Origin of the sequence: Enterococcus sp. AZ109 (assembly GCF_051714625.1) — a bacterium.
Classification (GTDB): Bacteria; Bacillota; Bacilli; order Lactobacillales; family Enterococcaceae; genus Enterococcus_A.
This window is the reverse complement of the sequence record NZ_JBIOSF010000001.1, coordinates 2,771,672-2,786,124: the sequence shown is the minus strand read 5'-3', so window position 1 is coordinate 2,786,124 and position 14,453 is coordinate 2,771,672. Positions and strand designations below refer to the sequence as shown.

The 14,453-nt window shown below is 39.8% G+C and carries 17 protein-coding genes and 2 tRNA genes; 1 reads left to right on the top strand and 18 read right to left on the bottom strand.

Annotated elements, in window-relative coordinates; genetic code table 11:
• Positions 1-94 precede the first annotated feature (94 nt).
• Complete coding sequence (locus IGI42_RS13725; protein WP_438716424.1) at positions 95-703, top strand: TetR/AcrR family transcriptional regulator; 609 nt, start codon at positions 95-97, stop codon at positions 701-703.
• 42 nt (positions 704-745) lie between these two features.
• On the opposite strand, the gene IGI42_RS13720 is transcribed toward IGI42_RS13725, so the two are convergent.
• The 18 genes from IGI42_RS13720 to atpA form a co-directional block, all read right to left on the bottom strand.
• Positions 746-922: a hypothetical protein gene (locus tag IGI42_RS13720; RefSeq protein WP_438716423.1), complete on the bottom strand. Its 177-nt coding sequence runs from the start codon at positions 920-922 to the stop codon at positions 746-748.
• A 369-nt stretch (positions 923-1,291) separates the two neighbouring features.
• Positions 1,292-1,363 (bottom strand) — tRNA-Gln (locus IGI42_RS13715).
• A gap of 1 nt (position 1,364) precedes the next feature.
• Positions 1,365-1,448 (bottom strand) — tRNA-Tyr (locus IGI42_RS13710).
• Positions 1,449-1,564: 116 nt separating this feature from the next.
• The gene (locus tag IGI42_RS13705; RefSeq protein ID WP_438716422.1) at positions 1,565-1,795 is read right to left on the bottom strand and encodes a DUF2969 domain-containing protein; all 231 of its coding nucleotides are present in this window, start codon (positions 1,793-1,795) and stop codon (positions 1,565-1,567) included.
• 108 nt (positions 1,796-1,903) lie between these two features.
• The gene (locus tag IGI42_RS13700; protein ID WP_438716421.1) at positions 1,904-2,548 is read right to left on the bottom strand and encodes a CBS and ACT domain-containing protein; all 645 of its coding nucleotides are present in this window, start codon (positions 2,546-2,548) and stop codon (positions 1,904-1,906) included.
• A gap of 2 nt (positions 2,549-2,550) precedes the next feature.
• Positions 2,551-3,252, bottom strand: coding sequence for an ABC transporter ATP-binding protein (locus tag IGI42_RS13695; protein WP_207674499.1), 702 nt, complete (start codon positions 3,250-3,252; stop codon positions 2,551-2,553).
• Positions 3,252-4,028 (bottom strand): ABC transporter ATP-binding protein, encoded by a 777-nt coding sequence (locus tag IGI42_RS13690; RefSeq protein ID WP_438716419.1) that lies wholly within the window; start codon positions 4,026-4,028, stop codon positions 3,252-3,254. Before IGI42_RS13690 ends, IGI42_RS13695 begins: the two co-directional genes overlap by 1 nt.
• Entirely contained in the window at positions 4,009-4,983 is a 975-nt protein-coding gene (locus IGI42_RS13685) for a branched-chain amino acid ABC transporter permease (protein ID WP_207674497.1), read from the bottom strand. Before IGI42_RS13685 ends, IGI42_RS13690 begins: the two co-directional genes overlap by 20 nt.
• 9 nt (positions 4,984-4,992) lie before the next feature.
• On the bottom strand, positions 4,993-5,871 hold the full coding sequence (locus IGI42_RS13680) for a branched-chain amino acid ABC transporter permease (protein ID WP_438716418.1): 879 nt from the start codon (positions 5,869-5,871) through the stop codon (positions 4,993-4,995).
• A gap of 69 nt (positions 5,872-5,940) precedes the next feature.
• Positions 5,941-7,119 carry an ABC transporter substrate-binding protein gene (locus IGI42_RS13675; protein WP_438716417.1) on the bottom strand — a complete coding sequence of 393 codons (1,179 nt, stop codon included), beginning with the start codon at positions 7,117-7,119 and terminating at the stop codon, positions 5,941-5,943.
• 504 nt (positions 7,120-7,623) lie between these two features.
• Positions 7,624-7,902 carry a membrane protein insertion efficiency factor YidD gene (gene yidD, locus IGI42_RS13670; protein WP_438716416.1) on the bottom strand — a complete coding sequence of 93 codons (279 nt, stop codon included), beginning with the start codon at positions 7,900-7,902 and terminating at the stop codon, positions 7,624-7,626.
• 186 nt (positions 7,903-8,088) lie between these two features.
• A complete protein-coding gene (locus tag IGI42_RS13665) occupies positions 8,089-8,265 on the bottom strand; it encodes a DNA-directed RNA polymerase subunit beta (protein WP_438716415.1) in 177 nt (58 codons plus the stop codon).
• Between the two features lie 11 nt (positions 8,266-8,276).
• Positions 8,277-9,578: a UDP-N-acetylglucosamine 1-carboxyvinyltransferase gene (gene murA / locus IGI42_RS13660; protein WP_438716414.1), complete on the bottom strand. Its 1,302-nt coding sequence runs from the start codon at positions 9,576-9,578 to the stop codon at positions 8,277-8,279.
• A 66-nt stretch (positions 9,579-9,644) separates the two neighbouring features.
• Positions 9,645-9,878: a DUF1146 family protein gene (locus tag IGI42_RS13655; protein WP_438716413.1), complete on the bottom strand. Its 234-nt coding sequence runs from the start codon at positions 9,876-9,878 to the stop codon at positions 9,645-9,647.
• Positions 9,879-10,125: 247 nt separating this feature from the next.
• Entirely contained in the window at positions 10,126-10,554 is a 429-nt protein-coding gene (locus IGI42_RS13650) for a F0F1 ATP synthase subunit epsilon (protein ID WP_438716412.1), read from the bottom strand.
• A gap of 13 nt (positions 10,555-10,567) precedes the next feature.
• Positions 10,568-11,968, bottom strand: coding sequence for a F0F1 ATP synthase subunit beta (atpD, locus tag IGI42_RS13645; protein WP_438716411.1), 1,401 nt, complete (start codon positions 11,966-11,968; stop codon positions 10,568-10,570).
• Between the two features lie 22 nt (positions 11,969-11,990).
• Positions 11,991-12,893: a F0F1 ATP synthase subunit gamma gene (locus IGI42_RS13640; RefSeq protein ID WP_207674488.1), complete on the bottom strand. Its 903-nt coding sequence runs from the start codon at positions 12,891-12,893 to the stop codon at positions 11,991-11,993.
• Positions 12,894-12,911: 18 nt separating this feature from the next.
• Positions 12,912-14,438, bottom strand: a complete 1,527-nt coding sequence (gene atpA, locus IGI42_RS13635; protein WP_438716410.1) for a F0F1 ATP synthase subunit alpha — start codon at positions 14,436-14,438, stop codon at positions 12,912-12,914.
• Between the last annotated feature and the right edge of the window lie 15 nt (positions 14,439-14,453).

Sequence of the window (14,453 nt, the reverse complement as noted above, 5' to 3'; positions counted from 1 at the left end):
AGATTTTCATGAGAAAGCAACAACCAAAACTTACAGATTCGTGAGTTAAGCAACAATTAACTGTAACATGTCGTTAAAAATGAAAGGAAATTCCATGGCGAAAAAATTAGATTTACGAGTAAAGCGCACTCATAAGATGATTGTTGAAGCTTTTGTCCACTTAGTCGAACAAAAAGGGTATGAACACATCACAGTTCAGGAGATTGCTGATGAAGCAATGATTAATCGAGCAACCTTTTATGCACACTTCAAAGACAAACAAGATTTATACGATTTTATATTCCGCAATGCAGTTGAAGCATTTGCTTCTGTACTGGATCCAGATCAAATTGTTCAAGGAAATCGTCTGAAAGTTAAACAAATCGAAATCGTATTGACAAATATCTACAAACGAATTCAAGAAAATCGAAAATTCTTTTTAACCATTATGGACGGTTCAGCCAACGAAATGCTGCGCAAACAAATCGAGGAAATCCTAGACGAAAAGTATGCTCATATTTTCAACCGTTTGAAGATTACTGAAAATGATATTGAAGTTCCAATGGATTTTATTTTAGAATACATGACTTCTATTTTTGTCGGTACTTTGCATTGGTGGATCACCAGCGATACGCAAATGCCTGCCGATCATTTAGCAAAATTAGTTGTGAAATTAGTTGGCAACGGACATTTGACGATTTTAGGAATTGAAATCGAACATTAATAAAAAGTGTCGAACGCCGTAATCGGTATTCGACACTTTTTATTAATGATTTTTAGCTTTCCATTTGATTGTGTGCTGGGTTGGACGCATTTTACGTACCTTTACCCCTTTTTTATCTTTAGTATCGACAGAAACTTCCACTTGATTATCTTTAAGCAAGTCGTATACTCGTTCAGCAGTTTCGGTCACCATTTCTTTAACCCGTTTCGCTCTTTCCATATAATCGCCTCCTATAACATTTGAAGAATAATTGTACGAGATATACTCTCTATGATTATTCTACTATATTTTTGCGATTAAAGCCTGGAGATTGATTGAAATTTAGAAAGACTGAGGAAGAATTCAGAGTCTATGATAATCTGCAGTTAGAACAACTGCGAGAAGTATGAGTGTCAGCTGGCTCCTTTTTGGGGAATTGATTTTTCTAAACCCGCCAAAAATCAAGTTCATTCTCTTACGCATACCATTATGCTAAACATTACGATCTCTATCTAGGTGGCACATTAGGGAAATGCCTGCGCTTCTGACAAACTGCGAAAAGTAGGAGTGACAAAAAAATAGCCAGACACAATTGTCTGACTAAAAATACTGGGGTAGCTGGATTCGAACCAACGCATGAGGGAGTCAAAGTCCCTTGCCTTACCGCTTGGCTATACCCCAATGGTGGAGGAGAGTGGATTCGAACCACTGAACCCTAAGGAACGGATTTACAGTCCGTCGCGTTTAGCCACTTCGCTACTCCTCCATATTTAATACAACTTCAAATAATAGAACTTGCATTCTTCGAAAGGTTTCTTAAAAACCCGACTCAGTTATAATACCGAATTTTAAAAAAAAATGCAAGTACTTTTCTTCATTTTTTTAATCGTGAAGATTCCAATTACGAATAACTGCCTCAATCCCGTCATCTAGGGATCTTGCAGCACCTAAAGAATTACCATCAGCGAACATTTGAAAGTTTTTTCCATCAGGAATTAACTCACCAATTGTTTTTTTACCGATAATCACTTGAACGACTTCGATATTTTTTCCGTTCACTAGTTTTTGAGCTTCTTGAATTTGTACTTGAATGTCTTTGTTCTTTTTAGCCATTATTTTCACCTCGCGAAATCCATTGTAGCATATCCTAATCATGAAAACAAAGGGACTGAACCAGCAGTCGTTCAACAATAAACTTCTGGTGGTTTAGCCCTAGGTGATTTATGGATTCGTTAAAACAGCTGCCGTCACATTAAACCCAGCTTGTTCCAACAAAGCTTTAATTTTTTCTGGTTCCTTCGCTTGCATTTGCAGTTCGACGATTGCAGCACCATCTACATGGTCAATAATCACAGTCAGAATGCTGTAGTCATTATCTGCCAAGACTTTAGCAATTTCTGCTAATACACCCTTCTTATCCTGCTGAATGCGAACCTGAATGCGGCTGCCTCCATCATGATAGCCTGCTAACTTCAAGAAGGCATCGAAAATATCATTATTCGTAATAATTCCTACGATTTGGTCATTGTCCAACACCGGCAATACCGCAATATTGTTTTCACGCATCGCATAGACCGCATCTTCTAGCTGAGCCTCTGGATGGATCGTTTTAACATCCTTGATCATTACATCAGCGACCACGGTTTTATTCAACAAGTAGTTTGCTTCATAAACACTTAAAGAAGTAGCTTTTGACGGCAACGCTTCTTGGATGGTTCCTTCAGTGATCAAGCCTACCAATTTGTTGTTTTCTACGACTGGCAGACGATGAATATCGTGCTGCTTCATTAAATCCACTGCATCAAAAATCTTGGTTTTTGGATCAACCACAACTAAATTAGCGGACATAAAATCTTTTACGCTCATTTTTATCCTCCTAAGTATGCTTTCTTCACTTCGTCACTAGCCAAGAGTTCTTCACCCGTACCTTGTAAAACGACTTTACCTGTTTCCAGCACATAACCGCGATTAGCAATCGACAAAGCCATTTTGGCGTTTTGCTCAATCAATAAGACGGTGGTGCCTTGTTGTTGAATTTCACGGATGATGTTAAAGATCTCTTTAATAAAGATTGGTGCTAACCCCATAGAAGGCTCGTCCAGCAACAGCAAGCGCGGTTTAGACATTAAAGCCCGGCCCATTGCCAGCATTTGCTGTTCGCCGCCAGACAGCGTAGCTGCATCTTGTCCGCGACGTTCCTTCAAGATTGGGAATTTTTGGAAGATCGCTTCATATTCTTCACTTAGGTTGCCGTCTTTGCGCAAGAAAGCGCCCATTTCCAAGTTTTCTTGCACGGTTAAACCAGGAAAAACATGGCGGCCTTCCGGAACTTGAGAGATTCCTTTAGCAACGATTTTTTGCGGTTGACGCTTTTGAATTTCTTCACCTTCAAAAGTAATTTTACCACCAGAAGGCTGGATTAATCCAGAAATTGTCCGCAGGATTGTTGTTTTTCCAGCACCATTGGCTCCGATTAAGGAAACAATTTCGCCTTCGTTTACTTCAAAATTAACATCACGGACGGCTTGAATCACGCCATAATGCACAGATAGATTTTCGATTTTCAGCATTATAGGTCACCTCCAAGATACGCTTTGATTACCTCTGGATTGGATTTGATTTCCTCAGGTGTACCTTCTGCTAGTACCCGGCCGTACTCTAGTACATAGATACGTTCGCATACTTCCATAACTAAGTTCATATCATGTTCAATCAAAAGAATCGTAATTTGGAATTCTTTTTGGACTTTACGAATTAATTCAGTCAGTTCAGCCGTTTCCTGCGGGTTCATCCCCGCTGCTGGTTCATCTAAGAATAAAATCTTCGGATGAGTAGCTAAGGCGCGAACGATTTCTAAGCGACGCTGTTCCCCGTAAGGCAAATTGCGGGCTAAATTGTCAGCTTTACCTTGCAGGTCGAAAATTGCTAATAGCTCCATCGCTTCTTTTCTTAATTCTTCTTCCTTTTTGTAAAAACTAGGTAGGCGTAAAACACTTGAGAAGAAGTTCTCGCTATTTTTGCTATTCATAGCAATTAGCACATTATCTAAGACCGTTAAATCTTTGAATAAACGAATATTTTGAAAAGTTCGTCCCAAACCTAAATCAGCAATCTTATACGGTTTTTTTCCATTTAAAAGAACCGCTTGTCCATTATCTTCCAACAGCACTTCACCTTCGCTAGGTTCATATACACCAGTGATTAAGTTAAAGAGAGTCGTTTTACCCGCACCATTAGGACCGATTAAGCCAATTAGCTGATTGTCGTCCAGCTGCATATTTACATTAGAGACAGCCGCCAGCCCACCGAAATTTTTGGTTAAATCTTTAATTTCCAATAGAGGCATTTTGGTCATCTCCTTTTTTAAACTTATTGAAGAGTTTCTTCACAGACAATTCTTTCGTGCCCAATAAACCGCCTGGCTTGAAGATCATCAAAATAATCAAGGCCAAAGCATAAATAATCATTCGTAGGGCACCAAAGTCCTGCAAATACATATTGATAATCCCTAAAAGAATAGCCGCAATGAAACTTCCTGTCACGCTGCCGATACCGCCTAGAACTACCATAATCAAAATATCAATTGATTTAGTGAAGGCGAAATCTTTTGGCGCGATGGTTTGCAAGTAACCAGCGTAAAGCGCACCCGCTACACTAGCTGTCATGGCACCAATTGCAAAAGCAATTACTTTATATTTTGTAGTATTTACACCCATTGATTCAGCAGCAATTTCATCTTCGCGAATCGCAGTTGTCGCACGACCAGCTCCTGAATGAATGTAGTTTACAACAATTAATGTTGTTACTGCTACAAAACCGTAAACCATCTGCCAATCAACAAATGGCAAGATACCAAACAATCCAGTCGGTCCGTTAGTAATGTCTCGCATGTTAATGATTAAAATCCGAATAATCTCAGCAACACCTAAAGTTGCAATCGCCAAATAATCGCCGCTTAAGCGTAGAGTTGGAATTCCGACAATAACTGCTACTACACCCGCCATCACAACACCTACTGCCATACCTAAGAAAAATCCAGCATAGGTGGGATTGCTCATAGAAATCAAGGCTGCCGCATAGGCACCGATCGCCATAAATCCTGCGTGCCCTAATGAGAACTGCCCAGCAAAACCAATAATCAAATTCAAGCCAACAGCTAAAATAATGTTGATACCGATTTGGATGATGATATTATCCAAAAATAGATTGACCATTCCAGCTGAATAACTAATGTACAAAGCCAGATAGCCGATAATAATCAAAGCGAGCCAAATCAAATTGTATTTCAAATTCTTCTTCATTTGATTCACCTACACTTTCTCTTTGATGTTCTTGCCTAAAATTCCGGCCGGACGAACTAATAAAATAAGAATCAGGACAGCATATACAACCGCATCCTTGAAATCTGAGAATCCCAATGCTGTGGTTAAAGTCTCAATTAAACCAATAACAAAACCACCGATTGCCGCACCTGGAATCAAACCGATCCCACCTAATACGGCCGCAATAAATGATTTAAGACCTGGAATGTACCCCATCATCGGTTCAATCGAGTTATAGTAAAGCCCGATCATCATCCCGCCAGCAGCAGCCAAAGCTGAGCCTAGTGCAAAGGTGAAGGAAATTGTACGATTCACATTAATTCCCATCAATTGTGCCGCATCAGCATCTACACTTACTGCCCGCATTGCTTTTCCCATTTTGGTCTTTTGTACAATTAAATTCAATAAGATCATTAATAATAAAGATACACCTAAAATCAGCAATTGAATATTGGATACTTGCAAGAAACCGATTCGATACGTTTGCAAGGGAATAACTTGCGGAAACGGTCTTGTTGTGGAGCTGAAGAAGTAGATCATTGTGTTTTGCAATAAATACGATACCCCAATTGCGGTAATTAAGGCTGCAATCCGAGTAGAATTTCTTAATGGCCGGTACGCTAGAAATTCAATAACAACTCCTAAAATCGCACTGCCGATCATCGATAAAAGCAAAGCCGGGAAGAAGCCCATGTTAAATTGGTTAATCAAAAAATAGCCGATGAACGACCCGATCATATAAATATCACCGTGGGCAAAGTTGATCAATTTGATAATCCCGTAAACCATGGTATATCCCAAAGCCATCAATGCATAAATACTGCCTAGAAACAGGCCGTTTACCAATTGCTGGATGAATATTTCCATCTAATCACTCTCTTTTCAAATAATAAAGGCAAGACAAGCATGCTTGTCTTGCCTTGCCTGCTTAAACGCTTAAGGATTTACAGTTTCAGCAGAAGATTCTTTTCCATCAGTAAGACCAAGAACTACAGCTGATTTCACTGGGTTATGTTCTTCATCCATCGTAATTTTACCTGTAACGCCTTCGAAGTCTTTCAAGTTAGCCAAACCTTCAGTAATTGCAGCTGGAGTTGCTTCACCTTGATCTTCAATTGCTTGTTTGATCATGTAAATAGCATCATAGCCTAGTGCATTAAATGAAGATGGTTGACGACCATATTTTTCTTGGAATGCATCGATAAATGGTTGAACTTTATCAGTTGCTGGTGCTTTAGTTGAGAAGTGACCAGTGTAGTAAACGTTGGACACATTGCTAGCGCCTGCTGTTTCAACTAGTTTTTCATCACCAAAACCGTCAGCTCCAACGATTGGTTGTTCAATACCCATTTCACGTGCTTGTTTGATAATCAAACCAGCTTCTGTGTAGTAACCAGGAATGAAGATTACGTCAAAATCTTGATCTTTTACTTTTGTTAACATTGCTTGGAAATCTTTGTCTCCAGCAGTGAATTTTTCTTCTGCAACGATTTCGCCTTTGTAAGTACTCTTGAAGGCTTTAGTCAAGCCGTCTGCGTAGTCGCTAGCGCTATCGCCAAAGATAACTGCTTTATCGGCATCCATGTTGTCTTGTGCGTATTTCGCTAAAACAATTCCTTGGAAGCTGTCTTGGAAGCAAGCCCGGAAAATATAAGGCTGAACGTTGTCCCCTTGAACAGTGATACCATCATCTGTTCCGGATGGTGTTACACCTGGAACCTGTGATTTCGTCAAGTTTGGCAAGGTTGCTTTAACTGCTCCAGAAGTTGCAGGTCCAACAACAGCTACTACATTATCGTTAGTTGTTAAGTTCGCTGCTACTGAAGAAGCTTCATTGTTGTCTGATTTATTGTCTTTAGCAACAAATTCAACTTGTTTGCCTAAAATACCACCATCGGCATTGATTTCCTCAACTGCCAAGTCAGCTGCTTCTTTTTCTGCTTCCCCATATGCTGCAGTTGCTCCAGATAATTCGAAGTTTCCGCCGATCTTGATTGTATCGCTGTCAGCGCTGTTGCCGCCACCGCTGTCTCCGTTAGAATTTGCTGAAGGCGAACCGCATGCGCCAAACAAGAACAAACCCGCTGCTAGCGCAACAAATACACTTTTTTTCATCCTATTTCCCCCTAATAAAATAATGATAGTACGCTAAGATAAGTATCAATATAGCCGATTTCTTTCTCACTGTCAATTAAATTTTCTGAATATTTTAATAATTCGCTGATATTGAATATTTCATAACGCTTACATCATTTTTGCAATAAAAAAACCTTTGATTAGTAGTATGATACAAAGGTTCCTTCTTAAGGATTGAGTATTCTCAATTGCTAAGAATTGTAGAAAATGGTTCTGCTAGGCTTTTGGAAAAATATATTATCCACAACGTCAGTATAAATCGAATTTTATAAATACCATTTAAGATTTAGGCATGCATTTTCACTAACAGTCTAGAAATGCAACACTCTATATTCCTTCACTTACTTCTATAGTAGTATTGATGCCATTTAAAGCATAAACTAATATCCTATGAACAACATTTTTAGAAAGCTTGAAACTTAAATTTATCATTATAATCTCTTTCGTGACTGACAATCACTGCACCTGAATTCAAAAGTCTAATCATGATCGATACTGATCATAGTTTGGCGGATCTTCATCTGTTGTATTTTTGTGTAATGAAAATTGAAGCGGTACAAAATCAATGCCACCACGAGCAAAAGGATTACAACGTAAAATTCTGGCAATTCCCATTAAAATACCCTTGAGAGTTCCATGCACTCGCAAAGCTTGAATCATGTAGCTTGAGCAAGATGGATAATAACGGCAGGACGGCTGAAACAACGGTGAGATAAATCGCTGATAGCCTCGCACAAGTAAAATCAAACCATTCTTAATCATATATATAGGTACTTCCTTTCGAAATAAGACAACAGTTGAAACTAACTATAACTAAAAAATCCAAACTATGGTCAATAAGTCCTTACAAATCGCAAACTGCGACGCGGACTGATTAGACCGCAAGAAGAACAAATACTAACATAGTTTGGATAATAAATATCAAGCAACAGATCGTTCATAGTGTAATCATTGAACAAAATCTAATATATGCCGCCATACTCCAGGGAGCAATACACCAAAAGGATTCCCGCCACCCATGACTCCATAGCCAATCATACTGCCGACAATAAACAGAATGACTCCTGCCAATAAAACGCCGACAATCTTTATTAAACTGCGTAAAATATGATCACTTGAACTCATAGTCTCACTCCTTAAGCAAATACAGCCGATTGTTCTACTGTGTCACCAGTTTCACTATCTACACGATCAACATCAGCACCTAGCAATTGTAGTTTACGATGAAATTGATAGTATCCACGATCTAGGTATTTTAAATTGCGCACTCGAGTGATCCCTTCAGAACGCAAACCAGCTAAGATTAAAGCTGCAGCTGCCCTTAAATCAGTTGCATAGACTTCTGCACCTTGTAATTTTGTATTTCCTTTAATAATCGCTACATTATTATCAATTTTCACATCGACATTCATGCGACGCATTTCTTCTAAATGTTGGAAACGATTCTCAAAGACTGTCTCTACAGTTGTACTGACTCCATCAGCTACTGTTTGAATAGCTGTCATTTGAGCCTGCATATCCGTTGGAAAACCAGGATGAGGCATCGTCTTCACATCAGTGGCCTTGATATATTTAGGACCTACTATACGTAATCCATTGGATTCTTCGGTAATTACCGCACCCATTTCCATTAATTTTGAAATCAATGGTCGATTGTGCTCAGAAATGGCTTCTTCAATTAACACATTTCCCTCAGTCATAGCAGCAGCTACCATGAATGTACCTGCTTCAATACGGTCTTGAACAATTGGATGTGAAACAGCATGCATTTGAGAAACACCTTCTATGCGCATCGTTTCTGTACCAGCACCGTAGACACGTGCTCCCATTTTATTTAAAAAGTTTGCTAAATCTACAATTTCAGGTTCGCGAGCAACGTTTTCAATAACAGTAGTTCCTTTAGCTTTTACTGCGGCCATCATAATGTTTTGAGTTGCGCCCACACTAGGAAAATCTAAATAAATGTTGCTTCCTGTTAATTCATCTGCAATTGCTTCGATATAGCCATTTTTTTGAATAATTTTAGCCCCTAAAGCCTGAAATCCTTTTAAGTGTAAGTCGATTGGTCGCTTGCCAATAGCGCATCCCCCAGGTAATGCGACTTTTGCATGTCCATTGCGGGCCAATAAAGGTCCCATTACTACAATAGATGCCCGCATTTTACTTACATATTCATATGGAGCTTCAACCTCTAGTTCTTTTGTCGCATCTATTGTGATTTCCTTAGTAACTTCGTCAAGTACAACTTCCGCATTTAAATAGCTAATCACCTGATTCATTGTGAAAACATCAGATAGTATCGGTACATTGCTTAATCTAGTTGTTCCTTCTTCAGCCAATAAACTAGCAGCTAAGATTGGTAATACCGCATTTTTTGCCCCTTCAATCTTCACTGTACCGTTTAATTTTCTTCCACCTCGAACGATGATCTCTTCCATTACGTTCCCTCCAAAAAATCGATATAACCGATTTACACATTTTATATGTAGTTAGTTGTTTTGTAATTATTGATAACTTAAAAATATATTTTTACACATAACGATGATTTCCAAAAAGAAAGTACTAAATGTAAATCCCAGTGCTACAGAAGCCATCATAATTGTCATACGAATTTGTGTTTCATGGAATGCTTTAAATAGTTTTTCTGTTCTTAACGAACGTAATGCCCAGAAAGCTAAATAGATAAAAGCAAAGTGTGAAACAATTCGAATAATTGCGTCTATACCATATACTTGCATTTATGTCTTCCTCTCAAAGAAAATCAACAAACGGATTATATCACAGTTTATAGGAAAGTAGAATGTTTTGCTATTCTATAAGACTTTAAAAAAACTTTTAGAAATTGAAAAACCTATATTATCAACTTGCTAGTACAAAAAATGGCTGTGACATAAAACGTCACAGCCACTGAAAACCGCATAATCGGTGTAACTGAAGCAGCTCTTTCGGAAATAAGCCGAACACTTCTGTCATAACCTCTCAATTCTACGTATGCTTTGAAACTTTAATTCGATTCATCGCTCGATGTAAGGCTACTTCCGCTCGACGAAGCTGATCTGCATCGTGTTGCTCTTTCGCTTCTTGAATTCGTTGTTCGGCACGTTGTTTCGCCCGTTCAGCACGCGAAACATCTATATCACGTTCACGTTCAGCTGAGTCAGCGATGATTGTAACAGTATTATCGCGAACTTCTAAAATCCCCCCGTTAACTGCTACCCAGTCAACATGAGTATCTGCATCCGTTCGTCTAATTCTTACTTCATCGATCGCTAGCGGCGCAATAATTGGTGCATGTTTTGGTAAAATCCCTAGCTCGCCTGAAACTGTTTTAGCAACTACGATTGTTGCATGATGATCATAGACTAAACCATTGGGCGTCACTACATTTACATTGAGCACTTCTTTATTTTCCATAGGGCACCTCTTTCTAGTAGCCTAAAGATTTTGCTTTTTCGACTACTTCTTCAATTTTCCCTACGTTGCGGAAAGCATCCTCTGGAAGGTCATCGTATTTCCCTTCCAAAATATCTTTGAACCCTCTTACTGTATCCTCAACTGGTACATAAGATCCTGGCTGACCAGTGAACTGTTCAGCTACATGGAAGTTTTGTGACAAGAAGAACTGAATCCGGCGTGCCCGAGACACGACGACCTTCTCTTGATCAGATAATTCATCCATCCCCAAAATAGCAATAATATCCTGCAATTCGCGGTAACGTTGTAAAAGACGTTGAACCTCAGTTGCTACTTGGTAATGTACATCTCCTACGATCTCTGGTGCTAAGGCACTGGAAGAAGAAGCCAATGGGTCCACCGCTGGATAAATCCCTTGTTCTGTCAATTTACGCTCCAAGTTGGTTGTCGCATCCAAATGGGCAAAAGCCGTAGCAGGAGCCGGGTCAGTGTAGTCATCAGCCGGCACGTAAATCGCCTGAATCGATGTAATTGAACCCTTTTTAGTAGAAGTAATCCGTTCTTGCAATTGTCCCATTTCTGTCGCTAACGTTGGTTGGTACCCAACGGCAGAAGGCATCCGGCCTAAAAGGGCTGATACTTCTGATCCAGCTTGAGTGAAACGGAAAATATTATCGATAAACAAAAGAACATCTTGTCCTTGTTCATCACGGAAATACTCAGCCAAAGTTAAACCAGTCAAGGCAACCCGCATCCGGGCACCTGGCGGCTCGTTCATTTGACCAAAAACCATGGCTGTTTTCTCAATAACGCCTGATTCCTTCATTTCAAAATACAGGTCGTTACCTTCACGGGTACGTTCACCAACACCGGTAAATACTGAAATACCACCGTGTTCTTGGGCAATATTGTGAATCAATTCTTGAATCAATACGGTTTTACCCACACCGGCACCACCGAACAAACCAACCTTACCACCTTTTAAATAGGGAGCTAAAAGGTCGATAACTTTGATTCCTGTTTCTAGAATTTCATTACTTGTGCTTAATTCATCAAAAGCAGGTGCTTTTTTATGAATCCCGCTCTTTTGGGCATTTTCAGGAAAGGGTGCTTCGTTGTCGATAGTTTCACCTAAGACATTGAAGACCCGACCGAGTGTTTCGGTTCCAACTGGGACTGAGATTGGTTTTTCGGTATCCACAACTTCCATGCCTCGTTGCAAACCATCAGTCGATTCCATTGCGATGGTCCGAATGACTCCGTCGCCAAGTTCTAATGCCGCTTCAAGTACGACTTTGCTTTTATCATTTTTATAGACGATCAACGCATTGTTGATGTCTGGTAAGGATTGATCTAATGAAAATTCCACGTCAACAACGGGACCAATTACTTGAACAATCTTGCCTGAACTCATGTTTTTTCCTCCAATCTCGAAATTATTCTAAGGCGGAAGCCCCGCCGACAATTTCTGTTATTTCTTGAGTGATCGCCGCTTGACGTGCCCGGTTATAAGAAATAGTTAAATCACCAATAATCGATTTGGCATTATCTGTCGCAGTTTTCATCGCAGTCATCCCTGCAGCGTGTTCTGCTGTCTTGGCATCGACAATCGCTCCATAAATCAAGCTCTCAGCATACTGCGGCAATAATTGATCCAAAATTGCTTCCTTAGAAGGTTCAAAAATATACTCTTGGGTATATGTTTCTGCTTCGTCAGGATCCAAGTCAGAAATCGGCAGCATTTTTTCCACACGAAATTGACTAGACAACGAATTCACATGGTGATTGTAACAAACGTATAGTTCATCAAATACTTCATTCTCATACATGCTGGTTGTCATAGATACAATCTTGCGTACTTCATCAAAGCTGGGTTGATCAGATAAATTTCGCAATTCGTAGGCTAATTTCACACCACGAGTTTTGAAAAAATCAGCTCCAGTGCCGCCAATTGCCAATAAAACATACTCATCTTGGGAGTCATGATCGTCTTCTAACATTGTCATTGTTTGTTTCAAAATAGAACTATTATAGCCCCCCACTAAACCACCGTCAGAAGTAATTACGATGTAGCCGGTTTTTTTTACTGGACGATTAATCAGCATACTATGGTAGTTAATCCCATTAATATCATGATCAGAAGTCGCAATTTCTTCTAGTTCACTGGCAGTTAAGTGTGTCAGTACTTCACGCACCTTTGAGGCATAAATTTGAAAACGGGCAGAATAGGCTTCCGATTTGGTTAATTTCGCAGCTGATACCATTTGCATCGCATTAGTGATCTGGCTGGTCTTTTTCGTTGACGCAATGCGCGTCTTGATTTCATTTAAGGATGCCATTTAGTTTTCTCACCTCGTTTATGCTGGGTTTTGTTGCATTGCTGCTGCATCAAAAATGTCTTTATAAGCTTGGATTGCTTGATCCAATTGATCCGTCTCAGGCAAATCCTTCGTTTCACGAATCGTAGCAAACAACTCTTGGTTGTTTGCATCCAAGTATTCAAACAATTGATCTTCAAAGTTCAAAATATTATTAACTGGAATACTGTCTAAGAAGCCATGAGTCAAGGCATACAGGATCACTACTTGTTTTTCAACGGGCAGTGGATCATGTAATTTTTGCTTTAATACTTCAACCGTTCGACGTCCACGATTTAATTTTGCTTGCGTAGCCGCATCCAAATCAGAACCAAATTGAGTAAAGGCTTCTAATTCACGGAAGCTGGCCAAGTCTAGACGCAAAGTACCGGCAACCTTCTTCATTGCTTTAATTTGCGCAGAACCACCAACCCGAGAAACAGACAATCCGGCATCAACCGCTGGGCGAATACCTGAATAAAACAAGTCGTTTTCAAGGAAGATTTGTCCATCGGTAATAGAGATTACGTTCGTTGGAATATACGCTGAAATATCGCCTGCCTGTGTTTCAACAAATGGTAAGGCAGTCAATGAACCACCGCCTAATTCATCAGATAATTTAGCTGCACGTTCTAATAGACGTGAGTGCAAATAAAAGACATCCCCTGGGTACGCTTCACGACCTGGCGGACGACGTAATAGTAAAGAAAGTTCACGGTAAGCCACAGCTTGTTTTGACAAATCGTCAAAAACAACTAATACGTGTTTGCCGTTGTACATAAATTCTTCACCCATCGCTGTTCCAGCGTAAGGTGCAATATACAACAGTGGTGCTGGTTGAGAAGCACCAGCTGTAACTACGATGGTGTAATCCAAAGCACCGTATTTTCGCAAAGTTTCAACTTGTGAACGAACAGTTGATTCTTTTTGACCGATTGCGACATAGATACAAATCATGTTTTGACCTTTTTGGTTAATGATTGTATCGATGGCGATAGATGTTTTACCTGTTTTACGGTCACCAATGATTAATTCCCGTTGGCCGCGGCCAATTGGAACTAGTGCATCAATCGCTTTTAAGCCGGTTTGCATTGGTTCGTTGACTGACTTACGCTGCATAACGCCGGGAGCTAATGCTTCCACTGGACGTGTTTTGCTGGTTTCGATTGGACCAAGTCCATCGACTGGTTGACCAAGCGGATTAACCACTCGTCCGATCATGCTATCGCCAACTGGGACTTCCATGATTTTACCTGTACGTTTTACTTTATCGCCTTCACGAATGGTTTCAAATTCTCCTAAAACAATAATACCGACATCATTGCTTTCCAAGTTTTGAGCCATTCCATATGAACCGTTGGAAAATTCCAACAGTTCTCCGCTCATTGCATTTTCTAGTCCGTGGGCACGAGCGATCCCGTCCCCTACGTATGTGACTGTGCCAATTTCTTCCACAGACAATTTATTATCATAGTTTTCGATCTGTTCTTTGATCAATGCACTGATTTCTTCTGCTTTGATGGCCATTCATTTCACCTCTTC